Consider the following 26,422-nt stretch of genomic DNA (forward strand, 5'->3'; position numbering starts at 1 on the left):
CGCCGCGGGGCCGGGCAGGCGAGGACGGCCCCTAACGGACCAGTCCCCACCGGAAGCCGAGCGCCACGGCGTGCGCGCGGTCCGAGGCGCCGAGCTTCTTGAACAGCCGTCGGGCGTGCGTCTTGACGGTGTCCTCGGAGAGGAACAGCTCGCGGCCGATCTCCGCGTTGGAGCGGCCGTGGCTCATGCCTTCGAGGACCTGGATCTCACGCGCGGTGAGCGTGGGCGCCGCGCCCATCTCGGCCGAGCGCAGCCGGCGCGGGGCGAGCCGCCAGGTCGGGTCCGCGAGGGCCTGGGTGACGGTCGCGCGCAGCTCCGCGCGCGAGGCGTCCTTGTGCAGGTAGCCGCGGGCGCCGGCGGCGACCGCGAGGGCGACGCCGTCGAGGTCCTCGGCGACGGTCAGCATGATGATGCGTGCGCCGGGGTCGGCGGACAGCAGTCGCCGTACGGTCTCGACGCCGCCCAGACCGGGCATGCGCACGTCCATCAGAATCAGGTCCGAGCGGTCGGCGCCCCAGCGGCGGAGGACTTCCTCGCCGTTGGCCGCCGTCGTCACGCGCTCGACGCCGGGCACGGTCGCGACCGCGCGGCGGAGCGCCTCTCGGGCAAGCGGGGAGTCGTCGCAGACGAGGACGGAAGTCATGGCCGCCCTCCGCAGCTGATGCGCGTCACCTTGTGCCTCCAGGCTGGTACGAATCGTCACCTGTGCGGTCGACCGTCTCGGACGCCTGCCCGAGCGTTTTGTGTTTCCAACCGCCACCGCACTCTCAACGACGGTCACTCGAAAGAGTTACGGGGCCGCGTGCATTCTTCGGCACTCTACGTGAGGGGCCGGACACGGAGGAGTCAGCCACACGGACCCTCAAGCTTTCATCACAACCCGTGCCCCATTTAGCCCTATTTCTTCCCTTTTACTGGTGTCTGAGGCTAGATTCGCAATGAGTCATATTTTCATCTCCTTAGATCGTAGTTGTACGGTCGTGGGCACCGTATCCGCTCAGCACGGCTACAAGGGGTCACGCAATGGCAGATTTCTCCCGCCTTCCCGGACCGAACGCGGACCTGTGGGACTGGCAGCTCCTGGCTGCCTGCCGCGGAGTGGACAGTTCGCTCTTCTTCCATCCGGAGGGTGAGCGCGGGGCGGCTCGGAGCGCTCGAGAGAACTCGGCCAAGGAGGTCTGCATGAGGTGCCCGGTCCGCGCACAGTGCGCGGCGCACGCCCTGGCGGTACGCGAGCCGTACGGCGTGTGGGGCGGATTGACCGAGGACGAGCGCGAGGAGCTCATGGGGCGGGCGCGCAACCGCCTGGTGTCGGCGTCGTCGGGCGCGAGGGACACCGCCTCGAACACATGAAGGAACGTTTCTGCTAGATCGACTGAAGCGGAGGGCACGCGCGCGTGCCCTCCGCTTTCTCACTGCCGCGCCGCGGCGCGTTCCAGTTGCTCCAGCGTCGCCGTCACCGCGGGCACCTGGGCCAGGTCGGGCAGGGTGAGCGCGACGATCTCCCGCCGCACCGCCGGCTCCAGCGTGACCGCGCGGGCGCCCCGGGGCCGAACCGACTCGATGGCGAGCTGGGGCAGGACGGCCACGCCGAGACCGGCGCCCACCAGACCCACCACCGCCGGATAGTCGTCGGTCGCGAAGTCGATGCGGGGCGTGAAGCCCGCGCGCTCGCACACCTGCACCAGCTGGCCGCGGCAGCGCGGGCAGCCGGCGATCCACGGCTCGGCGGCGAGATCGCCGATGGCGACGGACTCCACGCGCGCGAGGCGGTGCCGCTCGGGCACGAGGGCGACCAGCCGGTCCGTCAGCAGCGGCCGGGCGACCAGGTCGTCCCACTCCCCCTCGCCGGACCGGGTCACGGCCCCGTCGCCCGTGGCGCGTTCGTAGCGGAAGGCGAGGGCGATGTCGCAGTCGCCCTCCCGGAGCAGCTCGACCGACCGCGGCGGCTCGGCCTCCTCCAGGGAGACCCGGGTGCCGGGGTGGGCGGCGCGCAGGGCGGCGAGAGCGGTGGGGACGAGGGTGGAGCTGCCGCTGGGGAAGGAGACCAGCCGGACCCGGCCCGCGCGGAGCCCGGCGATCGCGGCGACCTCCTCCTCGGCGGCGGTCAGCCCGGACAGGATGCCGACCGCGTGCCGCACGAGGGCCTCGCCCGCCTGCGTCAGACGCATCTCGCGGCCGCTGCGCACCAGCAGAGGAGTCCCGACGGACGCTTCCAGGGCCTTCATCTGCTGGCTGACGGCCGGCTGGGTGCAGCCCAGCTCGCGTCCGGCCGCCGAGAAGGAGCCGGTGGCGGCGACGGCGCGCAGCACGCGGAGATGACGGGCCTCGATCATCCAGCGAGCATAAGCCAGCCTTGGGCAGCGGCGCGAATAACGCCTCGACACTTTGATCTGGGGTCGCCTACCGTGCCGCCATGAGGCTTCTGTCTGTCAATTTGGGCCGCCCGCAGGCCGTGCCGTACACCGATCAGCCACAGGGACTGACCGGAATCGACAAGCGTCCGGTCGAGGGGCCCGTGCGGGTCTCGGCGCCCGGCCCGAAGGGGGTCGGGGCCAGCGGTCTGGCCGGGGACGCGGTGTGCGAGCTGCGCCATCACGGCGGCGACCACCAGGCGGTGTACGCCGTCGCGCGCGAGGACCTCGACGAGTGGGAGCGCGAGCTGGGGCGCACGCTGGCCAACGGCGCGTTCGGGGAGAACCTCACCACGACGGGGCTCGACGTCTCGGGCGCCCGCATCGGCGAGCGCTGGCGGATCGGCTCCGAGGTGGTGCTGGAGGTGAGCGCCGGACGGATACCGTGCCTCACCTTCCAGGGGCACGTGGGTGAGAAGCAGTGGGTGAAGCGGTTCACGCAGAAGGCGGCGACCGGCGCCTACCTGCGGGTGATCACGCCGGGCGAGGTCCGCGCGGGGGACGCGGTGGAGATCGTCCATGTCCCCGACCACGACGTGACGGCCCGGATGCAGTTCCAGGCCGTCACCACGCACCGGGAACTGCTGCCCCGGCTGCTCGCGGCGGGCGAGGCCCTGCATCCGGAGTCGCTGGCCGCGGCCCGGAAGTACCTCGAGACGCACGGAGGCTGAGGCGGTCTCACGGGACGGACGCACACCGGGCCTTCATCTTCGGGAGGGCGCGTGCAGAGAACGGACGCCCGCACTCCGGGTCACTAACCTTGCGCCATGACAACGGCTTTGATTACGGGTTCGACCGCGGGCATCGGCGCCGCGTTCGCGCGCAGACTGGCGGCGGACGGGCACGATCTCGTCCTCGTGGCACGGGACACCAAGCGGCTGCGCGAGCAGGCGACGGAGTTGCACGACCGGCACGGCATCGAGGCGGAGGTGCTGACCGCCGACCTGGCGACGGACGAGGGCATCGAGGCGGTCGCCGCCCGGCTCGGCGACCGCAAGAACCCCGTCGACCTGCTGGTCAACAACGCGGGCTTCGGCAACAAGGGCCGCTACCTCGACGTGTCCATGGCCGACGAGCTGAAGATGCTCAAGGTGCACTGCGAGGCCGTGCTGCGGCTGACGTCCGCGGCGACGGCGGCGATGCGGGAGCGCGGGCGCGGCGGGGTCGTCAACGTGGCGTCGGTGGCGGCCTTCGTGCCGCGCGGGACGTACGGGGCCTCCAAGGCGTGGGTCGTGCAGTTCACCCAGGGGGCGGCGAAGGACCTGGCCGGCAGCGGGGTGCGGCTGATGGCGCTGTGCCCGGGCTTCGTGCGCACGGAGTTCCACCAGCGGGCCGGCATGGGCACGGACAACATCCCCGGCTGGATGTGGCTGGACGCGGACAAGCTGGTCGCGTCGGCGCTGCACGACCTGGCGCGCGGAAAGTCGCTGTCGATCCCCGACCCGCGCTACAAGGCGCTGATGGGACTGGTGAAGGTGACCCCGCGGTCGCTGCTGGGCGGGATCAGCTCGCGGACGGGACGGAAGTACGGGCCTCAGTGACGGGTGCGGCAGTGGGCGGGTGACGTCGGCGCTCCGGTGGGAAGATGGGCGTGACGGGACCGGAACCCAGGGGGGCCGGAGGCGGCGTCATGACGTTCGTACAGCTCATCGACTGCAGGACCAGCCGGTTCGACGAGATGGACCGGCTGATGGACACATGGGTCGAACAGACCAGGGGGAAGCGGACCGCGACGCACGCGGTGGTCGGAAAGGACCGTTCCGACGCTTCCCACTTCATCGAGATCGTGGAGTTCCCCTCCTACGAGGAGGCGATGCGGAACTCGAACCTTCCGGAGACCGACAAGGTCTTCCGGGAGCTGGTGGCCCTGTGCGACGAGATGCCGACCTTCACGGATCTCGACGTCGTACGGGACGAGCAGCTGTACGCGCAGACGGCGCGGCGGTTCTTCGAGACGGTCGGCACGCGGGGGGAGCTGCCGCCGCTCGACGGACTGATCGCCGAGGACTACCACGACCACGATCCCGCCAACGAGCAGGACACCATGGGGATGGACGCGATGCGCCGGGAGGTCGAGATGTGGCGGGGCGGATTCGACTTCGCCTTCTCCCTCGACGACCAGATCGAGCAGGGGGACCGCGTGTGCAACCGGTGGACCTGGCGCGGCACCCACAAGGGCGACTTCATGGGGATCCCGGCCACCGGGAAGCAGGTCACCATGACCGGGACGACAATCTTCCGGTGCCGGGAGGACGGGAAGATCGTCGAGGCCTGGTGGCAGTACGACCGGCTCGGGCTGATGGGGCAGTTGGGCGCGCTGGACGCCCTGGAGCAGTAGCGACACCGCCGGCCGCGGGAACGGCGGACCGACGCCGAGGCCCGGCGCCCCTTGTCTGCAGGGTGCCGGGCCTCGGTGCTGCCGTGCGTACCGACCTGGGTCAGTGCGAGTGGCCGTGGCTGTGACCGCCGGCGGCCGGCTCTTCCTCTTCCTTCTTCTCGACGACCAGGGTCTCGGTCGTCAGGAGGAGGGAGGCGATGGAGGCGGCGTTCTCCAGGGCGGAGCGGGTGACCTTGACCGGGTCGATGACGCCGGCCTTGACCAGGTCGCCGTACTCGCCGGTGGCGGCGTTGAAGCCCTGGCCCTTGTCGAGCTCGGCGACCTTGGCGGTGATGACGTAGCCCTCGAGGCCGGCGTTCTCGGCGATCCAGCGCAGCGGCTCGACGACGGCGCGGCGGACGACGGCGACACCGGTGGCCTCGTCGCCGGTCTTGCCCAGGCCGCCCTCCAGCACCTTGGCGGCGTGGACCAGCGCGGAACCGCCACCGGAGACGATGCCCTCCTCGACCGCGGCGCGGGTCGCGGAGATGGCGTCCTCCAGACGGTGCTTCTTCTCCTTCAGCTCCACCTCGGTGGCGGCGCCGACCTTGATCACGCACACGCCGCCGGCCAGCTTCGCGAGGCGCTCCTGGAGCTTCTCGCGGTCCCAGTCGGAGTCGGTGTTCTCGATCTCGGCCTTGATCTGCGCGACGCGGCCGGTGACCTCGGAGGAGTCGCCGGCGCCGTCGACGACCGTGGTGTCGTCCTTGGTGACGGTGACGCGGCGGGCGGAGCCGAGCACGTCGACGCCGACCTGGTCGAGCTTGAGGCCGACCTCTTCGGAGATGACGGTGGCGCCGGTGAGGACGGCCAGGTCCTGGAGCATCGCCTTGCGGCGGTCACCGAAGCCGGGGGCCTTCACGGCGACCGCGTTGAAGGTGCCGCGGATCTTGTTCACGACGAGGGTCGACAGGGCCTCGCCCTCGAGGTCCTCGGCGATGATCAGCAGCGGGCGGGAGGAGTTGGTCTGGATGACCTTCTCCAGCAGCGGCAGCAGGTCGGAGATCGAGGAGATCTTGCCCTGGTTGATGAGGATGTAGGGGTCCTCGAGGACGGCCTCCATGCGCTCCTGGTCCGTCACGAAGTACGGCGACAGGTAGCCCTTGTCGAAGGCCATGCCCTCGGTGAAGTCCAGCTCCAGACCGAAGGTGTTGGACTCCTCGACGGTGATGACACCGTCCTTGCCGACCTTGTCCATCGCCTCGGCGATGAGCTCGCCGACCTGCTGGTCCTGGGCGGACAGCGCGGCGACGGCGGCGATGTCGGACTTCTCGTCGATCGGGCGGGCGGTGGCCAGCAGATCGTCGGAGATGGCCTTGACGGCGGCGTCGATGCCCTTCTTCAGGGCGGCCGGGGACGCGCCCGCGGCGACGTTGCGCAGACCCTCGCGCACGAGCGCCTGGGCGAGCACGGTGGCGGTGGTCGTACCGTCGCCCGCGATGTCGTTGGTCTTGGTCGCCACCTCCTTCACGAGCTGCGCGCCGAGGTTCTCGTACGGGTCCTCGAGCTCGACCTCGCGGGCGATGGTGACGCCGTCGTTGGTGATGGTGGGAGCGCCGAACTTCTTGTCGATGACGACGTTGCGGCCCTTGGGGCCGATCGTCACCTTGACCGTGTCGGCAAGCTTGTTGACGCCGCGCTCGAGGGCGCGACGGGCGTCCTCGTCGAACTTCAGGATCTTCGCCATGGGAGCGGTTCAGCCCTCTCGGAAAACGTGGGAGAAACGAACTGCGCTCCCAGCGCCCGGCTTCACAAAGTCGCGGGGGCCAGGAGCGCAGTTCACTGCAAAACTGGGTGAATTACTTCTCGATGATCGCGAGAACGTCGCGAGCCGAGAGGACGAGGTACTCCTCGCCGTTGTACTTCACCTCGGTGCCGCCGTACTTGCTGTACAGGACGACATCGCCGACCTTGACGTCGAGCGGCAGGCGCTCGCCGTTCTCGAAGCGACCCGGGCCCACGGCGAGGACGGCGCCCTCCTGGGGCTTCTCCTTCGCGGTGTCCGGGATGACCAGGCCAGAGGCGGTGGTCTGCTCGGCGTCGAGCGGCTGGACCACGATGCGGTCCTCGAGCGGCTTGATGGCAACCTTGGAGCTGGTGGTCGTCACGATCCGACCTCCCCCTTCGGAGATCTCACGGGGTTAACTGTCTGAGGTGGCGACCAGGTGGATCCGTCGTCGCGGGTGCCGGACCTGCCCGTCGCGTAGTTGGCACTCTCCGGTGGGGAGTGCCAAAGCCGAGACTATGACCGCGATTAGCACTCGGTCAAGCGGAGTGCCAATGACGGCGGCGCGTCGTCCGGTTTTCGGTGGCCCCTCGGGGTGTTCGGCGCCCGGTGTTCGTGTGCACGTCACCGGAGGCTGCCGCGGCCCCGGCCCCCGCTCCGGCCCTGGACGGGCATCGCCCACGAACGCCGGACAGGTGGAACGGGCGCACCCGCCGGCGATGCACAGCCGCCTCAGACGTAGTCCTCCAGACGGCCCACCGTCAGCCCCTGCTCCTGCACCTGGCGCAGCAGTCGCGTCGTGCGTTCCCTCAGGGCCGTGGCCGTCGTCTCGTCCGGGGCGACGGCGATGACGTCGCCGGGGCGGAGGCGGTGGGGGCCGCGGGTGTAGGCGAGGCCGTCGGGGCCCAGTGCGGCGCGCCACAGGACGACGGCCGCGATGCCGCAGTCGGCGGCGGCGCGCCGGGTGGTGGCGTCGTAGACGCCGTAGGGCGGGCGGAAGAGGCGCGGGCGCAGACCGAAGCGGGACCGGAGCTTGTCCTGCTGCCCGCAGATCTCGGCGCGCTGGCCCGCGTAGGGCAGGCCGCGCAGGGCCGGGTGGTCCAGGGTGTGGTTCTGGATGTTCGCGCCGACCGACTGCAGCCGGGCGAAGTGGGCGTAGCCCGGGCCCACCACGCTGTCGGTGAGGAACATGCTCACGGGGAGGCGCAGTTCGCGGACCATGTCGACGAACCGGGGGTCGCGTTCGGCGCCGTCGTCGTAGGTGAGGAAGACGACCTTGTCGGTGGTCGGGACGTGGTCGACGACCGGAGGAAGGGCCGAGCCGGGGCTGCCCGCCAGGACCCGGGAGGGGTGGTCCGGCGCGGGCGCCAGGGGGGCCGGCAGGCCCCAGCGGCGGTACGGCGGGGGCCCGGCCTGGGCGGGTGGCCGCACCTGCGCGGCGGCCTTCCTGCCCAGGCGTTCGATGGGGTCGACGGACTGGGCGCAGCCGGCCAGGGTCGTCAGGATCAGCAGGAGGGCCGCCAGTCCCCGCGCCCTCACAGGTAGTCCTCCAGCCGGGCCACCGCGTACCCCTTGGCCGTGACCTTGTCCAGGAAGCGGCGGATCATGTCGGGCATCGTTCCCTTCCAGTCGCCCCGGCCGCGGAAGTGGCTCAGGACGATGTCGCCGGGATGGAGGTCGCGGTCCCACTCCCGGTACTCCCAGTGGTCGACGAAGACCTCCTCGGCCCAGAGAGGGGCGTAGCGCACGCCGCAGGTCTTCGCGGCGCGCAGGGTGTCCTGGTCGTAGTTGCCGAACGGTGGCCGGAAGAGGGCGGGGCGCTTGCCGTAGCGCTTGCGGATCACCTCCTGCATGCCGCAGATCTCCCGCTTCTGACGGGCGTAGGAGAGGGCCGGCAGGTAGGGGTGGTGGAGGGTGTGGTTGTTCAGGACCACGCCGCGGTTCTGCATCTTCTTGAAGTAGCCGTAGTCGTCCTTGATCAGGTAGTCGCTGAGGAAGGCGGTGTAGGGGATCTTCAGCTCGCTCGCCATGCGCAGGAACGCCGGGTCCTTCTCGGCGCCGTCGTCGATGGTGAGGAAGACGACCTTGTCCGTGGTCGGGATTTTGGTGAAGACCGGCGGGAGGCCGAGTTCCTCGTGGTCGTCCACCTCGAATCCCTTGCGGGTCGAGATCTTCGGCCGGTGTGCGGGCGGCGCCGGGGGCGTCAGCGGGACCTTCTTCAGGCCCCAGCGCCTCGCCGCGACGACCCGGGCCCGGTGGGCGGCGCGGAGCCGGCCTGCGTACGCGTGCAGGGCGCGGGCCGGCGGCGCGGCGGGCGCGGCCTTCTCGGGCTGCTGGCCCGGCGCGGGCCCGGTCGCCCCACCGGCGCCGCCACCGGCGCAGCCCGAGGCGACGGCGGCCAGGACGAGCACGGCGACGGCACTCCGCGTCATCGCACTCCGCGTCACCGCGGCCCGGAACAGCGCGGCCCGGACGGTCGCGGTCCGCGAGGCCGTGACCCGCACCGCCGTGGCCCCGGCCGTGGTGGCCCGCAGTGCCGTGGACCGGGCTGTGGCGGTCCGCGACCGCGTGGTCCGGGTGCCCTTGCGGCGGCGCGAGCAGGGTGTCCGAGAAGTGCCGTTCTGATCATTTTGTACGACAGGTCCCATGGCGCCGGATCCTCGCAGTCACCGCCCCCGCGACTCCGCCCGACACCGCCGCCGGAGGCGCACCATCCACCGACTGGCCCACAATGACCCGGTGAACGACCTCGCTCCTCTCCTCACCCCCGAGGGCCGCGCCCTCCTCGACGCGGTGCGCGACACCGCTCCCGCCGACGAACTCGCCGTCGCCACCCGGCTGCGCCGCGAACACCCCGCCGGTCTGGTGTCCGCGGCCCTCGGCCAGGCCAGGCTGCGACAGCGGGCGGCGGCGAAGTTCGGGTCCGAGGACGCGCAGCGGATGTTCTTCACGCCGAACGGCGTGGAGCAGTCGACGCGGGCGAGCGTCGCCGGCTACCGGGCCGAGCGGATGAGGGCGCTCGGCGTCACCTCCGTCGCCGATCTGTGCTGCGGGATCGGCGGGGACGCCATCGCGCTCGCCCGGGCCGGGATCCGGGTCCTGGCCGTGGACCGGGATCCGGCCACGGCGGAGGCGGCACGCGCGAACGCCGACGCGCTGGGGCTGAGCGAGTTGATCGAGGTGCGCGAGGCGGACGTCACCGAGGTGGACACCGGCGGCTACGACGCCGTGTTCGTCGACCCGGCACGCCGGGGCGGACGCGGGCGCATCTTCGATCCCGAGGCCTACTCGCCGCCCCTGTCCTGGGCGGTCGGCGCCGCCCTCGCCGCCCCGCGGGCCGCCCTGAAGATCGCGCCCGGGGTGCCGCACGAGGCGATCCCGGCCGAGGCCGGGGCCGAGTGGATCTCGGACGGCGGGGACGTGAAGGAGGCGGTGCTGTGGTTCGGGACCGCCGAGCGGGGAGCCGTCCGGGCGACCCTGCTGCCGGGGCCGCGCTCACTGCTCGGCGGCGGACTGCCCGACCCGCGGGTGCGGCCGGTCGGGCGGTATCTGTACGAGCCGGACGGCGCCGTCATCCGGGCCCATCTGGTCGCCGACGTGGCCCGGGAGCTCGACGGCGGGCTGATCGACGAGACCATCGCCTACGTCACCGCCGACGAACTGCGCCCCACCCCGTACGCCACCGCCTACGAGATCACCGACCGGCTCCCGTTCAACGTCAAGAAGCTGCGGGCGCTGCTGCGGGAGCGGGAGGTCGGGGTCCTGACCGTGAAGAAGCGGGGGTCGGCGGTGGAGCCGGAGGAACTGCGCAGGAAGGCGCTGCCCAGGCCGCAGGGACCGCACGCGGCGACGGTGTTCCTGACGCGAGTGGCGGGCGCCCCGACCATGCTGATCGGGAAGCCCGCCACTGTCTGACACCGGTCAGGGCGTCAGTCGTCCTCGTGCAGATCCTCCGGCAGCAGATGCCTTGCCACCTGCAGGAGCCGCTCCACCCGAGCCGGTTCGGTCTCGACCTCCTTCACCAGCCAGTAGGCGAGGAGGGCGCTGCCCTTCGACGCGCCGGACAGGATCTCCTCGTACAGCGACCAGGTTCCGGCCCGTACCGCGTCCTTGCAGGCCTCGGCGAGGTCGTCGTCGTCCACGATGACGAACGACCACAGCAGGTCGAGGAACCGGTTGCGGGCGGCGGGCGGGGTGTTCCGGTCCGCGAGAGCGGCCATCAGCACCCGGGCGACGGGGACGACCGTCGGCGTCGCCCAGCTCTCCTGCAGCACGTGGGACTCGATGCCCCTGGGCTCGGCCTCCTGCGGCGTCCGCGCACCGGCGATCCGCCGCAGCTCGGCGGGGACGTGCTCCGCGGAACCGCACCTGCGGCACGGGAGTGTCGACCAGTCGTACAAGCCCAGTTCGAGCTCCATGGCGTCCATCGCTCACTCCCCTCAGCGGTGCTGCTTGTGCCAGATGCCGCCCTCTTCCGGCACGGCGCCCAATTGAAACTGGAACGGTGAGGGGTAGTCCAACTGGCAGTCCGTGCACACGGGCTTCATCGTGGCGACGGTGTGGCCGTCGGCCTCGATCTTCACCGTGTAGGCGATGGTGAACCGCACCTTCGAGGGGTCACCGCCCAGGGCGCGCACGAGATTGCCCTCGGCGCAGTAGCTGGGCCCGGGCTTGCAGCCGCCGGACTGGGCGAGGGCGATGTCGCCCGTCTCGATGTTGTAGCCGCCCACATAGGTCTTGTCCTTCTTTCGCTTGGAGAAGTTCTTGAGGGCGAAGCCCGCGACCTGGGACGCCGCGTCCTGCATGCGGTCGGCGTGGGTCCAGCCGGCGGGGGCCTTCTGGATCTCCACGGCGGGCGCGCTCTTGCCGCCGATGCCGCGCGTGCTGACATGAGGCACCGGGATGATCTTCGGAGCCGCCTTCGGCTGCTCCGCCTTCTTCGCCGCCCCCGAGAACAGCTTCCCGAGCGCCCCCTTGACGACCTTGGCCACGGTGCCGGACTTCGACGCCGCCTTCGAGGTCGCGCCGGTGCCGCCGGCTCCGGGCATGAACGGGACGAGGAACTTCCCGATCCAGTACGAGATCTTGTACCAGGCGCCGCCCTGGTCCGGGCCGCGGACGGTCTGGTAGACGCTGACCAGGCCCTTGCCCGCACGGTCGTTCTTGATCTTCTGGGCGTTGCCCTCGGTCCACCCCATGGTGTCGGTGAACGAGTACCAGCCCTCGGCCAGGTCGTAGTAGCCGTCGACGACGCCGTTCTTGAAACCGGACCCCACCTTCTTGCTCTTGCCGACGAGGTCGTCCCACCACTTCCATTGACCGGTGGAGTCGCTGTGGGTGACCGGCGAGTTCTCGGCGTAGGCGTAGCCGTTGAGCTGCTGCGGGTCCGTGAGGTCCATGACCGGGTCGACGCTGAGGAAGCGGCCCGTCGTGGAGTCGTACTCGCGGGCGCCCAGGTGCGTCAGCCCGGTGTCGGAGGTGTCGTCGGTGCCGCCGACGAAGCCCTTGCTCCCGGCCCAGCCGGCCGGCGTCCCGCCCCGCGTTCCCCCGAAGGGCAGGGTGCGGCGCTGGGTGAGCTTCTGGGTGGCGGCTTCCACCGCCAGGTGACCGGTGCCCTGGTGGTCGGCGAGGGTGAAGGAGACGGTCCCGTCGTCGGCGGTGACCGCCTGGTTGCCGCCGCCGAGGGCGGTGTAGCGGGTGGCCTTGGCCTTGGCGGCGCCCTTGGCGAGGGTGAGCTCGGTGTGGCCGAGGTAGAGCGTGGTCGCCGAACCGGTCCGTCCGATCAGCCGCCGTCCGTCGGCGTCGTAGAGGTACTCGGTGACCTTCTGCGCGCCGCCTTCCACCGGCTCGGTGACCTTGGACAGATGGCCCTCGGCGTCCCAGAGCAGGCTCTGCCTGCCGCGGGTCTCGGTGTTGCCGGTCTTGTCGTACCCGTAGTCGGCGGTGGCGGTCGTGCCGTCGGGCTTCCTGGTCGTGACGGACTTCAGACCGTGCGGCTGGGGGCCGCCCGCCGGCGGGTACGCGTAGTCGCGCTTCGTGTCCTTGGCGCTGTCCCCCGACTGGTCGTGGAGGGTTTCGGTGAGACGGTTGCCCGACTTGTCGTAGGTGAAGGACTGCCAGTACGGGGCCGGGCCGCCCACGACGCCGCCGGCCGGGGCCTCGGCGCAGGTCTTGGCGTCCTGCGTCCATGCCTCGGTCAGGCGCTGCAGGTGGTCGTAGCCGAAGCACTGGGTGTCGGTGCCGGTCCGGGAGGTGTCCGAGACGGACAGGATGTTGCCGGCCTGGTCGTAGCGGTAGGTGTTGAACCGGTCGACCCCGGCCGCGTCCTGTCGGTCAACCCGCGAGGTCTCCAGGCGCTGGGTGCCCCACTCGTAGGTGTTGGTGACCTGGACCGGCTTGGCCCCGGCGGCGTTGCCGTCCATCTTGTACTGCAGCGGCTTGCCGGTCTTGGAGTAGGCGGTCTCCGCCGTGAAGCCGTCGCCCAGCAGGGAGACCGGCCGCAGCGTGTCCGGCTCGTAGGTGTACGAGGCGCCGCCGCCCGGGAGCGAACCGGCCGCCGACCAGCTCACGCCCTTGACCAGCCCGGAGGGCAGGTAGGAGGTGCCGGTCTCGTAGGTGCCCGCGAGCGCGCCCTCCTTCTCGGGGACGACCACCTCGCTCTTCATCGGCCGGTAGAGGCGGTCGTACTGGGTGACCCTGCTGGTGTACGCGGCGCCGTCGACGTAACGCGTGGACTCCGCGAGGAGGCCCTTGGCGCCGCTGACGGTGTCGTACGTCCACTTCGCGCGCAGCGCGCCCGTCGCGGAGCCCTCGCGCAGCTCCGTCTGACGGTCGAGGCCGTCGTAGAGGTGGGCGAGAACGGTGCCGCGGGCGTCCTCCGTGCTGGTGACCAGGTCGCGGTCGTCGTAGTGGCGGATGGTCGTGCCCCGGTCGGGGTCTTCCACCCTGGTCTCGCGGCCGCGCTGGTCGTAGCCGTAGCGCCAGCTGTTGCCGGCCGGGTCGGTGACGGTCTCCAACTGCCCCCGGGACGTGTACGTGTACCGGGTGGTGTCGTAGGCGGCCTCGGCGCTGCGGGCGTGGTGCTGGCGCAGCTCGGTGACGAGACCGCGGGCGTCCGCGATCGCGGTGGTGGCGGTCCCGCCCTCCGGCGGGATCACGGTGGTGCGGTCGCCGCCGTAGATCGTCCGGGTGATGCCGAGGACCGCGCCGCCGTCACCGTTGCCGGCGATGTCCCGGCTCTCGGTCTCCCGCCCGAGCCCGTCGTAGGTGTGACGGGTCTGGCTCTCCACGGAGAGCGCGTCGGCCGGCTTGAACAGGGTCCGGCCCGGGGCGGCCTCGTTGTAGTACGGCGCGAACGACTTCGCCGTCAGACCGCGCTCGTCGTAGAAGACGTCCGTGAGGACGCGGCCGCCGGACGGGCCCGGTTCCTGCGTCTGACGCTCGCGCAGGAAGCCGTCGTAGAGGACGTACGAGGAACGCTGATCGCCGTTGTTGTCGAGGGTCTGGGTGCGGATGGCGACCGGCTTGCCCTCCTCGACGAAGTAGGTGAACTCGTGGTTGGGGGTCTGGCTGCTGCGCCGGTCGGCGAGCCAGATCCTGCTCGACCGGCCGAGCGCGTCGTAGCTGAACTCCGAGCGCTTGCCGTTGGGGTCGACCTGCGCCGACGGACGGCCGCGCAGCCCCTCGAACTCGGTCACCGTGGCCTGCGCCGTCGACGCGACGCCCGGGGTGGCGGGCGGGGAGGTCTCCGTGACCTTGGTGGGGAAGCCGCTGGTGGGGCTGTAGACGGTGGTCGTCGTACGGCTGTCCTTGCGAGCCGTGCGCACGGGCGCCGCCGTGCCGGTCACCGCGACGTCGGCGGTCAGGTCGGTGGTGGTCAGGCGCCTGCCGTAGGAGTCGAAGGTGGCGCGGGACTCCAGGTAGACGGCCTTGGTTCCGTTGTGGCTCTTGAGCGTCGCGGACCCAGTGGCGTCGCCCTTGGTGGCGGCGTCTCCGTACTCGCCGCCGTCGTAGGCGGTGCGCACGTCGGAGACGACGTCCTTGGCGCGGTCCGGGGTGCGGGCGCAGGCGCCGAGCACGGTCTCCTCGCGTGCGACGAGGGTGAGGAGGGCGCCGGGGGCGTAGGTGGTGCGGGTGCAGCGGTCGTCGGCCGCCGTGGAGGTGTCGCCGAGCTCGTCGACCTGGGTGGCGCGGCCGGCCACGGTGTCGAACGACGTCTCGGTCGCCGTCGTCGCCCAGCGTTCGCCGGCGCCGCCGTCCACGGAGATCCAGGACGCGGAGCGCTCGGTTCCGGTGAAGTCGGCGGTGACGGTCCCCCAGTCCCGGACCTTCTTGGCGGTCTGGTGGTGCCAGGGCCGGCTCACCGTCTTCGACAGGGCCTTCCCGCCGACGCCCGAGTAGGCGACGGTCTTGTAGAGGAAGCCGGCCGCCGACTCGTGGTCGGTGATCGGATCGCCCTCGCCGCCGGCGAGGCTGACGGAGACCTTCTTGGCGCCGCCCGAGGCGTTCTCGCGGTCGCCGTCCATGCCGCGCAGGAAGTAGCTGTCCTGCTGGGTCCGCATGGCCGTGTCACCGCCCTGGCCGCCGGACTTCACCCGGACCTGGCCGTAACCGCGCCACTGCGACCAGGTCTTGTGCTTCTCCTTGGTCAGGCCGTCGTCATCGTCGAAGTGCCAGGCCGCGCCGCCCAGGTACTCGTACTGCGTCACGCCGTCGGGGGCGCCGCCGGTGCGGTCGGTCGTGGTCGTGGAGGTGACGACGTACTTGTTGAACCACTGCCGTTCGGGCGCGTCGTCCGTGGAGCCGCCGATGAACTGCGGGTAGCACCGCGTGGTGTTCTTCTCGGGCGTCGGCAGGGCGTCGAAGGAGCAGGCGGGCGCCGAGTAGTTGACGTCGACCTGACCGCCGTACTCGTCGGTGACGGTGGACAGCCGCGCCTTGATGAACGGGGCGTAGCCGTCGCCGATCTTGTCGAGACGGTTGGCGAGCTGGGTGTAGGTGAAGGTGGTCTTCGGCAGGGTGATCGCCGGGGTCGCCGTGTGCCCGGTGTGCTGCACGGAGTCCAGCAGCAGCTGGTAGTCGACGTCGGCCTGGCCCCAGCGGTGGCCGAGGGTCCAGGAGTCCACCTTGGTGGGCGTGTCGCCCTTGAGGACCTCGGTGGTGATGCCGGTCAGCCGGTCACGGGTGAAGAACACCGGCGAGAAACGGCCCTGGTCGCAGTCCTTGTCGGCCTTGCAGTTGAGGTCCCAGGGCGTGTCGTACCAGTAGAAGGCGTCCTTCTCGATGTCCGAGCAGGTCGTCCTGGAGTCCGGCAGGCAGCGCTCGGAGGTGGTGAAGTCGACCCGGGCGAGCGGCTTGGCGCCGTACACCGAGCCGCTCTTCAGGCCGTACTCGATGCGGTCCAGGGAACCGCCGCGCACATAGCGGGTGTTGTCCTTGGCCTTGAGGTTGCGGCCGTAGGAGTTCTTCTCCTGGTCGTAGTAGTAGGCGACGGCGTTGCCGTGCGGGTCCTCGACGTAGTCGAGGTTCCAGCGCCAGGCCTGCTGGCACCAGGAGTCCGCGAAGGCCGCCTTGTGGCAGGGCTCGCCCGAGTCGTCGCCGAAGACCGGGACCGTCCAGGTGGAGTCGGTGGTCTCCTTGCCGTCCGTCCAGCCGGGCAGCCGGTTGTGGCCGAAGTAGTAGCGCACGCCGTTGGGGTCGGTCAGGCGCCAGTACTCGCCGTCGTTGTCGCCGTTGCCCCGGTCGGTGGAGCGCAGGCGCTCGATGCGGCTGCCGTCGTCCTGCTTGAACCGGAACGTGTCGTCACCGTCGGGGACGAGTTCGCCGCCCTTGCCGTTGAAGGTGATGAACGCGTTGTCGTAGCCCCAGCACAGATCGCCGGGCTTGTTGCCGTCGGCGTTCTTGACGCCGTCGTCGTAGCACGGCTTGTAGCGGCGCTCGATGAAGCCGGACCACAGGTCGAAGCCGTCGCCGACCCACGAGGACTGGTTGTTGGTGGTGCCGGTCTGGCCGTCGATCCGCCCCGAGTTGTACGACAGGCCGAGGTCGGGGGCGAGGCCGCCGGGGACGTCGGGCACGGGGATGTCGTACGACCAGGTGAAGTCGCCGGTGTTGAGGTTGGTGTCCCAGGTCGCGGACGGGGACAGCTTGGAGGCGCTGTAGTCGCCCTTGCCCGCGGTCTCCGCGGCGACGGCGGCGAGGAGGGTCGGACCGGAGGAGCGCAGGGCCACCTTGGAGGCGGTCAGGGTGTGCCGCTCCGTGTCGTTGACCGTCTCGACGGGCGTCGCCTTGCGGCACTCGGCCCTGCCCGGTGCGTCCAGGGCGCAGGCGGGCAGCTCGACGAGCGTGAGCCGGGAGCCGAAGCCGCCGCCGAACGCCTCGCCGAAGGAGGAGTAGTCGACGGTGGCGGCGACCTTTCCGGGCCGGTCGCCCCGGCCGTCGCCCGCTTCCAGGGTGAAGAGCACCCCGTCCACGCCGGCGCGCCGGGCGGCGGCGTGGCCGAGCACCCGGGCGTCGACGCTGCCCTGGGCGGCCCGGGGCGCCGCGGCCGTGCTGCGGGGCGCGGCGAGCGTCAGGGGCAGGGAGCCGGCCTTGGCCGGGCGGCCGGCCGCCGCGGTCGAGGCGGCCGGCACGCTGATCACCGCCTCGCCCGGCTCGGGCCAGGCCGCCCTGGGCCTGGCCTGCGGGGTGCGGGGGCCCTTGGCCAGGACGCGCGGTGCGCCGGTGGCGGCGTCCTCGCCCCTGACCGGCTTCTCGGCGGAGGGGAGGCCGGGCAGATCGTGCCCGGCGTTGGGGGTGGCGGATGCGGCAGCGGTCTGCAGGACCGTGCCCACCATGACGGCGGACACGGCCAGCGCCACTCTTCGTCGCACTGCTCTGCGCAGTTGCGATCGGGATGTGACGGACATATCGAGTTCAGGTCCTCATGGGAGGTCAGGCCACGTCACGGAGCGTGCGGGCCATGGACAGGGGGACGCCGGCGGTCAGCCGACGCCGGGCACCTCGGTCGGAACGTCGAACCAGCTCGTGGCGAGCTTCTCCACCTGGGCGTCGGTCAGCGCGCCCTGGAAGGCCCAGACGTCGTCGACGAGACCGGGGAAGAACTCGCCCCAGGCGCCGTTGGTCTTGGCACGGCCGATCTGGAAGGACCTGGTGGCCTTGAAGGCCAGCGCGTCGTCCGCCCAGGAGGCCTGTTCCTCGCACTGCGTCTCGTCGGATCCGCCGTCGCCGTCGGTGTCCCGGCACGAGACCGTCTGGAGTGTTCCGTTGACGTACAGCCGGGCCTGCTTGGCGAACCCGTCGTAGACGACGGCCAGGTGGTTCCACTCCCTCGCGTCGAAGAACTCGCTGTTCGGGACGCGGACGACCGTGGCGTCCGTACCGTCCTTGTCCGGCACCGCCAGCTCCCAGCGCCCGAGGCCCTCGGGGTTCGTCGCGTCCGGCACGAAGCGCACGGAGAAGGCGCTCTGGGAGGCGCCCTCGGCGCTCACCAGGGACACCCCGCTCTGTGGGAGCGCCGCCGCGCTGGCCCAGGCGGTGACGGTGTAGCTGCCGGACGTGTCCACCGGCACGGACGTGGTGGACGCGTAGGCGCCGACGCCGTCCAGCTCCAGTGCGCCGGAGTCCATGAAGGCGGAGGCCGTCCTCTTCGCCCCGCCGCTCAGGGTGAGCGGGCCGGCGCCGGACACGGAGTTCGGCGTGGTCGGCGAGCCCGTCGCGGCGGAGTCCTCGATGTTCCACCGGCTCTTGAGCAGGGGCCGCCGCTGGAACATCTGGCGGACCTCGTCGTCGGCGACCGGACGGTCGAAGAGGCGCACCTCGTCGATGCTGCCGGCGAAGGAGTCGACGTACTTGCCCGTCCAGACGGCCCGGCCGACCTGAACGGCGCCCTGGGCCTCCCAGGTCTTGGGTGCCGCGTCGACGCCCTGGAGCTGGCCGTTGACGTACAGCCGGATCTGCTGGGCGGTGGCGTCGTGGACGGCCACCAGATGGGCCCACTCACCGGGCCGGGCGGGCTGTTTGGCCACCACGCGCTGCTCGGTGATGTTGCCCGCCTGGACGTCCGCCTGGGAGGTGCGCAGGCTCCAGGTCTTCTCCGACGTCTGGTAGGAGAGATAGAACGGGCTGTAGTAGGTGCCGCTCTGGCTGAGCACGGTGCGGTTGCCGGTGACGGCGGCCTCGGGGAGCTTCGCCCAGGCCGACACGGTGTAGGAGCGGGCGGTGTTGAGCACCGGGCCGTCCGTGGCCGCGTAGCCGTCGCTGCCGTTGAGCGTCAGGGCCCGGCCGGCGACGCCGTCGGCCCCGCTGGTCGCGCCGCCGTGCAGGATCAGGGGCTGTGCGTCCGCGCGACCCTGGGTCTCGGTGGCGGCCGCCTCGTCGTCCATCGGGAAGACGGCCCGTGCCGGGCGCCCCGTCGTGAGGTCCTCGCCCCGGTTGAGCCGATCCGCCTCGGCGGTGGTGACGGCCCGGTCGTAGATGCGCAGGTCGTCGATGGTGCCGGGGAAGAACGAGGCCGGGGTGCCGCTGTAGCTGCTGGAGCCCAGCTGAAGCCCTCGGCGCGCCTCCCAGGCGGTGGTGTACGCGGTGGATCCGGCCAGCTTGCCGTTCACGTGCAGCCGAAGCTGCTTGGCCTTGCCGTCGTAGACGCCCACCAGGTGGGTCCACTCGCCCGCCTTGGCGTCGCCGGCCGCGGGGGCCATGGCCCGGGCGATGGGCGCCCCGGGGGTGTCCGACGTGTACTGGTTGAACGCCCAACGGTCAAAGGTCTTGGAGTAGTACAGCTCGAAGCCCGGCGCGTGGTTGCCCGGCTGGCCGGCGATGATCGCCGCGGCGTCCGGCATCCGGTCGAGCCGCACCCAGGCCGCGACCGAGAAGCTCTCCGAGGTGTCCACGACGGTGAGGTCGGAGACGGCGTACCCGGACGTGCCGTCCAGGTGCAGCGCGGTGCCCGTGCGGCCCTCGGCGCCGAGGGCGGCGCCACCGCGCAGCTGCACGGTCCGCGGTGGGGCGGTGCCGGCGGACCGGTCGGCGCCGGCCGCCTCGTCGAGCCCCCAGACGGCCCGCTCCGGCTGCCCGGCCTTCACCCGGAACTGGTAGGTGCGGACCTCCGAGCCGTTGCCCGCCTGGTCGAACGCCTGGGCGGTGACGAAGTTCAGGCCCGGCTTGGCCGGCAGCAGCTCCACGGACTTGCCCGCTCCGCCGGTCGTGGCGATCTGGTGCGCCGCGGACGGGTCGGTGTTGAACCCGTAGCGGTAGCGGACCACGTCCGAGGAGGCCGAGTCGAGGGCGAACGTGCCGTACTGGCCCACCCCGTCGTACCACGGGTCGTCCGGGTCCTCCGGGTCCGAGGCCGGGTAGTGGCCCGAGGAGATCGACGGGCCCTTGGGCACGGTGACGTCGTAGACGAAGTAGCAGCCCGTCGGATCCCCCGCGTACGACCAGGGCGAGTACTGCGCCCCGTCGTAGGCACGGACGTACCAGTTGACCTGCTTGTCCTTCGGCACCGAGGTCGGCAGGGCGATGGCGAAGTCCGAGCCGGACTTCTTGTAGCCCGTCCGGGCCGGCTTCCAGCGGGCGATCATGCCCTTGCCGTCACCCGAGTCCCAGGAGGCCTGGAACTCGACCGCGATGTTGTCGCCGTCGGGGTCGGTGATGTTGTTCGCGTAGATCTTGCCGAGGGTGCGCACCCGGGGCGCGCTCGCCGGCTTCTTGCAGGTGCCGCCGTACTCCATGGCAAGCTGCGACATCTTCACCTGCCCCGGCGGACGGTTGTACTTCACGCGCAGGAACGCCTTGTCGGAGAAGCGCTTCCAGCCGTAGCGGTCGCTCTCGCTCGACGCCCGCAGACCGAAGGTCATCGTCGACCACTTGCCGTTCGCGGCCTCCTGCACCGCCGACTTCACGTCGAACTCGGCGTCCTTGGCGGCGCAGCCCGAGAAGCCGTGCGCGAAGGACTCGGTGGCCAGCTTCTTGACCCAGAAGCCGGACGCGTTCTGCGAGTTCCAGGTCGTGGACGAGGAGATGTCCTTGGTGCGCCACAGCTGCACCTCGCGTGCCGAGCAGGACGCCGACCAGGTGTTGCGGACCACGAACTCCGCCGACAGGATCGTCCGGTTCGCGAAGGTCGAGGTCGGCACGCGGTAGAAGAGCCGCTTGGTGTCGTACGGGGCGCAGTAGTCCCACTGGCAGTAGCCCAGACCGGCGTCCGGCTTGCCGTTGAACTTCCACTGCGGCGACGACGCCCAGTACTCCGACGCCATCGTCCAGGCAGCCGCGCGCGGCGAGTACCACTGCGGGTCGATGAACACCGGGTACCGGGTGTCCTTGCCCTTCAGCACCTCCGGGTCGGGGGTGAGCACCAGCTCACGGCCGCCCGCGGGGAGCCCGACGCCGACCGGGGCCACCTTGCCGGACTCACCGGGTCCGGCCTCGCCGGGCCCGGACCCGGGGTCAGCGGCCGCCTCGGCCACGGACCGCACCGAGGCCTGCGCAACCGGCTTCGCGGCGGACTTCGCCGCCGGATTCGCTGCGGGCTTCGTGCCGGATTCGGCGGCGGACTGCTGCGGTGCGGTGCCGCTCCCCGCCTTGCCGGCGCTGGAGTCCCACATCAGGGGCTTCGGCGCCTCGAACACGGCGTTGCCGGCGCCCTTGTCGACCGCGGTGAGGCCACCGCTCGCCTCCTGGCGGACGTCCATGCCGTCCGCGGCCAGTTTCAGCCGCAGCTGGGCGAGTTCGGAACTCGCCGCGGCCTCGGCGGTGTTGACGACGAGCAACTGGGTGAAGCCGTCCTCCTGGGCGCCCATCCGCAGGTCGACGTCCGGAAGCACGTTCCGGTAGGTCGCCGTGTCGCCGTCCAGTTCGGGCGCGGGCAGCGGGCCCGGCCAGGAGAGCGCCAGCTCCCTGCCCGCCCTGGTCATGCGGACCAGAGGTTTGTCGCCGCCGGCGGAGAACTCCAGTCCGACGGTGGTCGCCTTGGGGGCGACCGTGCCCTCGGCGGTCCTGGCGAGGTCCGTGTCGACGGGCTTCCACTCGCCGCCGACCCTGGCCCGGACGGGACGCAGGTACTCCCGCGCCTCCAGGTCGCCCTGCGGTGTCACGAAGACCTCGCGGCTCTCGCCGCGGAGCGAGGATATCTCCACGCTCCGGCCGGTCCGCCGGGCCCGGTCGCGGGCCTCCGCCTCGGTGAGCGGGGCGTCCTCGGCGTCCGTCCGCGTCCCCTGTGCGTTCGGTGATCCGTGTGCGTTCGGTCTCGCCTCTTCGGCTGCCGCCGCGGCGGCGGGCAGCAGCCCGGCCGCGAGCGCGGTACTCAGCGCGAGCACAACGGTTCCCCCGACGCCGCGCATGCGCGCACGCGTCATCATTGTTCAGTTCCCCCACATCATGAAAATTCTATGAAATTTTTATGGTCGGAGCGAAAGTTAGCCCATCCGGTCAAGATCGGTCCAGGGTGTAAGTGACCGGTCAGTAGTGGTCAGTTGGACTCCGTCGCCCTGCGCAGCAGCAGGCGCCGTTCGGGCGCGCTGGCCGTCAGCGCCGCCGCCCGTTCGAACTCGGCGCGTGCCTCCGCCGCACGGCCGAGGCGGGACAGCAGGTCGGCGCGGACGCCGGGGAGCAGGTGGTAGTCCTGCAGGGCGGGTACGTCGGTCAGCGTGTCGACGATCGCCAGGGCGGCGGCCGGGCCCTCGGTCATCGACACGGCGACCGCGCGGTTCAACTCGACCACCGGGGAGGGGAACCGGGCCGCCAGCAGGCCGTACAGGGTGGCGATGCTCGCCCAGTCGGTGTCTTCGTACCGGTACGCGTGCGCGTGGCATGCGGCGATGGCGGCCTGGAGGGCGTACCGGCCCGGGAGGCCGCCGGCAGCGGCCGCACGGGCCCGGTCCAGGGCGGTGATGCCACGGGTGACGAGCATCCGGTTCCAGCGGCGGCGGTCCTGGTCCTTCAGCAGGACCGGCGTCCCGTCGGGGGCGATGCGGGCGGGCGCGCGGGACGCCTGGAACTCCAGGAGCGAGGCCAGGCCGTGGACCTCGGGCTCCTTCGGCATCAGGGCCGCCAGCTGCCGGGCCAGCCGCAGCGCGTCCTCGCACAGCGCCGGGCGCAGCCAGTCGTCGCCGGCGGTGGCCGCGTACCCCTCGTTGAAGATCAGGTAGATCACGTCGAGGACCGAGTCGAGCCGGGCCTCGCGGTCGGGCCCGTGCGGCACCTCGAAGGCGACGTTCCTGGTGGCCAGCGTCTTCTTGGCGCGGACGATGCGCTGGGCGACCGTCGCTTCGGGGACCAGGAAGGCGCGGGCGATCTCGGGCGTGCTCAGGCCGCCGAGCAGGCGCAGGGTGAGGGCGGTGCGGGCCTCGGCGGACAGCACCGGGTGGCAGGCGGTGAAGACGAGCCTGAGCAGGTCGTCGTCGATGCCGTCGGGGTCGGCGGGCTCCTCGGGCGGGGCGGTCGTGGTCTCCAGGTCGCGGCCGATCTCCTGGAGCTTGCGGGCGTAGTTCTCCCGCCGGCGGACCAGATCGACGGCGCGATGCCGGGCGGTGGCCGTGAGCCAGGCGCCGGGGTTGTCCGGCACCCCGTCGCGCGGCCACTGCTCCAGCGCGGCCACCAGGGCGTCCTGCGCCAGCTCCTCGGCGATGCCGACGTCGCGCACGACACGGGCGACGGCCGCGATGACGCGGGGGGACTCCAGACGGAAGACGGTCTCGATGGCGGCGCGGGGGTCCGAGGCGGCGCGGCGGTCCGACGTCGTGGGGCGGTCCGACGCGGTCCGGCCGTCCGACGTGGTCCGGCGGGCCGGGGCGGGGCGGGGCGACGACGTGTGGCGGGGGTCCGAGGCGGGCTGTTGTTCCACAGCCCACCATCGAACACCCGTCGCGCGTTCAGACCAAGGACGTCCGGCCCGACGCTCAGCCCTCCGCGATCTCCCGCACCTCGCAGGTCACCGTCCAGAAGTCCTCGTGGACCTTCAGGAACCGCTTGGCCCACTCGACGGCCTCGGCCTGGTCCTTGCACTGCATGATCGCGTAGCCGCCGACGGCCTCCTTTGACTCGGTGAAGGGTCCGTCGGTGACGGAGATCTTGCCGCCCTCGTAGCGCACCCGGGTGCCCTGCTCGGTCGGGGTCAGCCCGGCCGTCTCCAGCATCACGCCGGCCTTGGTGATCTCCTCGATCAGCTCCCCCATGCGCTGCATCAGCTCGGGGCTGGGGCCCTCGGCGGGCATGTCGTTCTCGTCGATGCGCACCAGCGACAGGTAGCGGGGCATGGTGACTCCTCGGGTCCGTCGGGCCGGGTCCTTCCCGGCCTCTCACCCCTGCGTCGAACGGGAGCGGACCGGATCGACACCGTCACCGGAATTCTTTTGCGGCGACTTCATCCCAGCGACTCCCACAGCTCGCCGGCCGCCGGTTCCCGGGCCACCACCCGGTTGGGATCTGAGGGGGCCGGCGCCACGGGCATGGTGACCGTCGTGACGGTGTCGGCCGACAAACCCTCGAGGCTCCGGCCGAGTTCCGCCAGCTCGGAGAGGGAGTCCAGGCCGGTGTCGGTGGTGAGAGCGGCGGTGGCCGCGTCGGCGACGGCGTACAGCCTGGCGGGACTGGTCAGCAGGTCCGTCGAGGCGATCTGCTCCAGCAGCGCCTTCACCAGTTTCTGCTGGAGGCCTATGCGGCCGAGGTCGCTCCCGTCGCCGATGCCGTGCCGGGTGCGGGCCAGGGCGAGGGCCCGGGCGCCGTCCAGGCGGTGGGTGCCGGCCGCGAGGTGCAGATGGCTGTGGTCGTCGTCGATGTCCTCGTCGGTGGTGACGGTGACCCCGCCGAGCGCGTCCACGAGCTCGGCGAAGCCCGAGAAGTCGACCTCGACGTAGTGGTCCATCCGGACGCCGGTGATCGACTCGACCGTCTTGACGGCGCAGACCGGACCGCCGACCGAGTAGGCGGTGTTGAACATCGCGCCGTGCGCCACGGCCGTCGAGCCGCCGCCGGGCAGCGGGCAGGAGGGGCGGGTGACGAGGTGTCGCGCGGGATGCTGACGACGGTGGCGGACGTGCGGCCCGCGTCGACGTGCACGACCATCGCCGTGTCGGAGCGGGCGCCGGTGCTGTCGCCGCCCCCGAGTTCCCGGTTCTCCGCGCCGCTGCGCGAGTCGGAGCCCAGGACCAGGATGCTCAGGGCCCGGGTGGGCAGCGGGGAGGCGGACGCCGAGCCGGACGGGGCGGGGGTCGTGGCCGTCTTCGCCGGGCGGTCGTCGCCGAGCGCGTTGTCGATGTCGACGCTCCTGATGTTGTCGTCCAGGCGCCAGTAGGCCCAGCCCGCCGTCCCGATGCCCAGCACCAGGGCGGCGGCCAGCGTGAGGCCGGCGGCCTTCAGCGCTCTCGGCCGCCGGCCCGCTCCGCCGCCGTCTTCGCCGTGCTCCTCGTGTCGCGTCACGGGCAGGACCGTAGGTCCGAGTGATGAGCGAACTGTCAGGAAGCGAAGGTCGAGCGGAATTTCTCGTGAGAATCTCAGGTTCGCGCCCGGGATCAGCCCAGCGTCACCGTCGGCGCCGGGTTGCTCCCGCTCCAGTCGGCGTTGAACCCGAAGGTCACCGAACCGCCGTCCGCGACCGTCCCGTTGTACGAGGCGTTCACGCACGTCACGGCGGCCCCCGACTGGGTGCAGCCGGCGTTCCAGGCCTGGGTGATCCGCTGGCCCGCGCCGTACGTCCAGGTCACCTTCCAGGACGACAGCGAGGCACCCGAGCAGGAGATCGTCACGTTGCCGGTGAACCCGGTGTTCCACTGGCTGCCCACGCTGTAGGCGGCCGTGCACGCACCCGTCGGCGGCGGGGTCGTGCCGCCGAGCGCCTCGGCGATGCCGTAGTACGCCGGTTTCGGCGCGTAGTTCGCGTCGTACGGGGTCGCCGCCCCCTGGCCCGGGAAGGTGCTCTCCACCCAGGAGTCGGAATCGGTGAAGCCCCAGACGGTGAGGTTCACACAGCGCGCGACGGCGGCGCAGGCGGCGGTGACCGCCTTGTAGTCGGCCTTCTGCTGGGCGAACTTGGCGCCGTCCGAGGGCAGCGTCATCCGGATGTCCAGCTCCGTGATGGCCACGTCCACGCCGAGGTCTGCGAAGCGCTGGATGTTCTGCTGGAGGGTCGCGGGCACCTGACCGACGATCAGATGGGCCTGCAGGCCCACGCCGTCGATCGGGACGCCTCGCTCCTTCAGCGACTTGACGAGGTTGTACAGGGCGGTGCTCTTGGCGTTGACGCCCTCGACGTTGTAGTCGTTGACGTAGAGCTTGGCGGCCGGGTCGGCGGCCCGTGCCCGGGTCAGGGCGGCCGCGATGTAGTCGGCGCCGAGGCCGTTGTACCAGAGGGTGGAGCGGTAGGTGCCGTCCTCGTTGAAGGGCTCGTTGACGACGTCCCAGGCGGCGATCTTCCCCTTGTAACGGCCGACCTCGGTGTCGATGTGGTTCCGCAGCAGGCCGCCGAGCTGGGCCGGGGTCCAGCTGCCGTTGGTGAGCCAGCCGGGGTTCTGGCTGTGCCAGACCAGTGTGTGGCCGCGCACCTGCTGGCCGTGGGCCTGCGCGAAGGCCACGATCTGGTCGGCCTCCGCCCAGTTGAAGGCGCCCTGGGCCGGCTCCACCGAGGCCCACTTCATGGCGTTGCCGGGGGTCAGTGAGGAGAACTGTGTGGCGGCGATGTCGCCGTAGGTCCCGGTGAGCTTGGAGCCGGTGACCGCGGTGCCGACGACCTTGCCCTTGGCGGCGCCGAGGTCGCGCAGCGGGGTGTCCGCCGCGTGGGACGCGGGAGCGGCGACGAGCAGGGCGGCGAGGGCGGTCCCGGTGACCAGGACGGCCGGCCCGGACCTCGGGGAGAAGGTTCTGGAGGATCTCATGGCGGGTGCCTCCGAAAGTTTCGGTCGTTCAACCGAT

The 26,422-nt window shown here is 71.5% G+C and carries 17 protein-coding genes and 1 pseudogene; 5 read left to right on the forward strand and 13 right to left on the reverse strand.

Annotated features, from left to right (window positions below; all coding sequences use genetic code 11):
* Window positions 1-31: 31 nt before the first annotated feature.
* On the reverse strand, window positions 32-643 hold the full coding sequence (locus tag ACZ7DE_RS03220; RefSeq protein WP_003948568.1) for a response regulator transcription factor: 612 nt from the start codon (window positions 641-643) through the stop codon (window positions 32-34).
* 380 nt (window positions 644-1,023) lie between these two features.
* Between ACZ7DE_RS03220 and ACZ7DE_RS03225 the strand changes: the two genes are divergently transcribed.
* Window positions 1,024-1,353: a WhiB family transcriptional regulator gene (locus ACZ7DE_RS03225; RefSeq protein WP_057584636.1), complete on the forward strand. Its 330-nt coding sequence runs from the start codon at window positions 1,024-1,026 to the stop codon at window positions 1,351-1,353.
* Window positions 1,354-1,412: 59 nt separating this feature from the next.
* Here the strand turns inward: ACZ7DE_RS03225 and ACZ7DE_RS03230 are convergent, their stop codons facing one another.
* A complete protein-coding gene (locus ACZ7DE_RS03230; RefSeq protein ID WP_470757359.1) occupies window positions 1,413-2,336 on the reverse strand; it encodes a LysR family transcriptional regulator in 924 nt (307 codons plus the stop codon).
* A gap of 80 nt (window positions 2,337-2,416) precedes the next feature.
* Here ACZ7DE_RS03230 and ACZ7DE_RS03235 point away from each other — a divergent pair, with 80 nt between their 5' ends.
* The 3 genes from ACZ7DE_RS03235 to ACZ7DE_RS03245 all read left to right on the forward strand — a co-directional run bounded on the left by ACZ7DE_RS03235 (window position 2,417) and on the right by ACZ7DE_RS03245 (window position 4,752).
* On the forward strand, window positions 2,417-3,085 hold the full coding sequence (locus tag ACZ7DE_RS03235) for an MOSC domain-containing protein (protein WP_470757361.1): 669 nt from the start codon (window positions 2,417-2,419) through the stop codon (window positions 3,083-3,085).
* A 96-nt stretch (window positions 3,086-3,181) separates the two neighbouring features.
* Window positions 3,182-3,955: an SDR family NAD(P)-dependent oxidoreductase gene (locus ACZ7DE_RS03240; protein WP_470757363.1), complete on the forward strand. Its 774-nt coding sequence runs from the start codon at window positions 3,182-3,184 to the stop codon at window positions 3,953-3,955.
* Window positions 3,956-4,044: 89 nt separating this feature from the next.
* Window positions 4,045-4,752 (forward strand): ester cyclase, encoded by a 708-nt coding sequence (locus ACZ7DE_RS03245; protein ID WP_470757365.1) that lies wholly within the window; start codon window positions 4,045-4,047, stop codon window positions 4,750-4,752.
* 100 nt (window positions 4,753-4,852) lie between these two features.
* Here the strand turns inward: ACZ7DE_RS03245 and groL are convergent, their stop codons facing one another.
* From groL to ACZ7DE_RS03265, 4 genes are all read right to left on the reverse strand, one after another.
* Window positions 4,853-6,478: a chaperonin GroEL gene (gene groL / locus ACZ7DE_RS03250; RefSeq protein WP_470757367.1), complete on the reverse strand. Its 1,626-nt coding sequence runs from the start codon at window positions 6,476-6,478 to the stop codon at window positions 4,853-4,855.
* A 112-nt stretch (window positions 6,479-6,590) separates the two neighbouring features.
* Complete coding sequence (gene groES, locus ACZ7DE_RS03255) at window positions 6,591-6,899, reverse strand: co-chaperone GroES (protein ID WP_020132158.1); 309 nt, start codon at window positions 6,897-6,899, stop codon at window positions 6,591-6,593.
* Between the two features lie 350 nt (window positions 6,900-7,249).
* Window positions 7,250-8,056, reverse strand: coding sequence for a polysaccharide deacetylase family protein (locus ACZ7DE_RS03260; RefSeq protein WP_470757369.1), 807 nt, complete (start codon window positions 8,054-8,056; stop codon window positions 7,250-7,252).
* Window positions 8,053-8,949: a polysaccharide deacetylase family protein gene (locus ACZ7DE_RS03265; RefSeq protein WP_470757371.1), complete on the reverse strand. Its 897-nt coding sequence runs from the start codon at window positions 8,947-8,949 to the stop codon at window positions 8,053-8,055. The genes ACZ7DE_RS03260 and ACZ7DE_RS03265 overlap by 4 nt, the downstream gene beginning before the upstream one ends.
* Window positions 8,950-9,256: 307 nt before the next feature.
* Between ACZ7DE_RS03265 and ACZ7DE_RS03270 the strand changes: the two genes are divergently transcribed.
* Window positions 9,257-10,432, forward strand: a complete 1,176-nt coding sequence (locus tag ACZ7DE_RS03270) for a THUMP-like domain-containing protein (protein WP_470757373.1) — start codon at window positions 9,257-9,259, stop codon at window positions 10,430-10,432.
* Between the two features lie 14 nt (window positions 10,433-10,446).
* Here the strand turns inward: ACZ7DE_RS03270 and ACZ7DE_RS03275 are convergent, their stop codons facing one another.
* From ACZ7DE_RS03275 to ACZ7DE_RS03305, 7 genes and pseudogenes are all read right to left on the reverse strand, one after another.
* The gene (locus ACZ7DE_RS03275; RefSeq protein ID WP_470757374.1) at window positions 10,447-10,944 is read right to left on the reverse strand and encodes a hypothetical protein; all 498 of its coding nucleotides are present in this window, start codon (window positions 10,942-10,944) and stop codon (window positions 10,447-10,449) included.
* Window positions 10,945-10,956: 12 nt separating this feature from the next.
* Window positions 10,957-17,352, reverse strand: coding sequence for an RHS repeat-associated core domain-containing protein (locus ACZ7DE_RS03280; RefSeq protein WP_470757980.1), 6,396 nt, complete (start codon window positions 17,350-17,352; stop codon window positions 10,957-10,959).
* 147 nt (window positions 17,353-17,499) lie between these two features.
* Complete coding sequence (locus ACZ7DE_RS03285) at window positions 17,500-21,834, reverse strand: LamG-like jellyroll fold domain-containing protein (RefSeq protein WP_470757376.1); 4,335 nt, start codon at window positions 21,832-21,834, stop codon at window positions 17,500-17,502.
* A gap of 152 nt (window positions 21,835-21,986) precedes the next feature.
* On the reverse strand, window positions 21,987-23,216 hold the full coding sequence (locus ACZ7DE_RS03290; RefSeq protein ID WP_470757982.1) for an RNA polymerase sigma factor: 1,230 nt from the start codon (window positions 23,214-23,216) through the stop codon (window positions 21,987-21,989).
* Between the two features lie 199 nt (window positions 23,217-23,415).
* Window positions 23,416-23,772 (reverse strand): YciI family protein, encoded by a 357-nt coding sequence (locus tag ACZ7DE_RS03295; protein ID WP_470757378.1) that lies wholly within the window; start codon window positions 23,770-23,772, stop codon window positions 23,416-23,418.
* Window positions 23,773-23,879: 107 nt separating this feature from the next.
* Window positions 23,880-24,934: pseudogene (locus ACZ7DE_RS03300) on the reverse strand (LCP family protein).
* Window positions 24,935-25,026: 92 nt separating this feature from the next.
* Window positions 25,027-26,385, reverse strand: coding sequence for a glycoside hydrolase family 10 protein (locus tag ACZ7DE_RS03305; RefSeq protein ID WP_470757380.1), 1,359 nt, complete (start codon window positions 26,383-26,385; stop codon window positions 25,027-25,029).
* Between the last annotated feature and the right edge of the window lie 37 nt (window positions 26,386-26,422).

It is taken from the genome of Streptomyces sp. NPDC037083 (genome assembly GCF_055606485.1).

Bases quoted from the DNA above. Each gene is read 5' to 3' on its own strand.
- ACZ7DE_RS03220 (WP_003948568.1), bottom strand. From the start codon at position 643: ATGACTTCCGTCCTCGTCTGCGACGACTCCCCGCTTGCCCGAGAGGCG.
- ACZ7DE_RS03225 (WP_057584636.1), top strand. From the start codon at position 1,024: ATGGCAGATTTCTCCCGCCTTCCCGGACCGAACGCGGACCTGTGGGAC.
- ACZ7DE_RS03230 (WP_470757359.1), bottom strand. From the start codon at position 2,336: ATGATCGAGGCCCGTCATCTCCGCGTGCTGCGCGCCGTCGCCGCCACC.
- ACZ7DE_RS03235 (WP_470757361.1), top strand. From the start codon at position 2,417: ATGAGGCTTCTGTCTGTCAATTTGGGCCGCCCGCAGGCCGTGCCGTAC.
- ACZ7DE_RS03240 (WP_470757363.1), top strand. From the start codon at position 3,182: ATGACAACGGCTTTGATTACGGGTTCGACCGCGGGCATCGGCGCCGCG.
- ACZ7DE_RS03245 (WP_470757365.1), top strand. From the start codon at position 4,045: ATGACGTTCGTACAGCTCATCGACTGCAGGACCAGCCGGTTCGACGAG.
- groL (WP_470757367.1), bottom strand. From the start codon at position 6,478: ATGGCGAAGATCCTGAAGTTCGACGAGGACGCCCGTCGCGCCCTCGAG.
- ACZ7DE_RS03265 (WP_470757371.1), bottom strand. From the start codon at position 8,949: ATGACGCGGAGTGCCGTCGCCGTGCTCGTCCTGGCCGCCGTCGCCTCG.
- ACZ7DE_RS03275 (WP_470757374.1), bottom strand. From the start codon at position 10,944: ATGGACGCCATGGAGCTCGAACTGGGCTTGTACGACTGGTCGACACTC.
- ACZ7DE_RS03280 (WP_470757980.1), bottom strand. From the start codon at position 17,352: ATGGTGGGCACGGTCCTGCAGACCGCTGCCGCATCCGCCACCCCCAAC.
- ACZ7DE_RS03295 (WP_470757378.1), bottom strand. From the start codon at position 23,772: ATGCCCCGCTACCTGTCGCTGGTGCGCATCGACGAGAACGACATGCCC.
- ACZ7DE_RS03305 (WP_470757380.1), bottom strand. From the start codon at position 26,385: ATGAGATCCTCCAGAACCTTCTCCCCGAGGTCCGGGCCGGCCGTCCTG.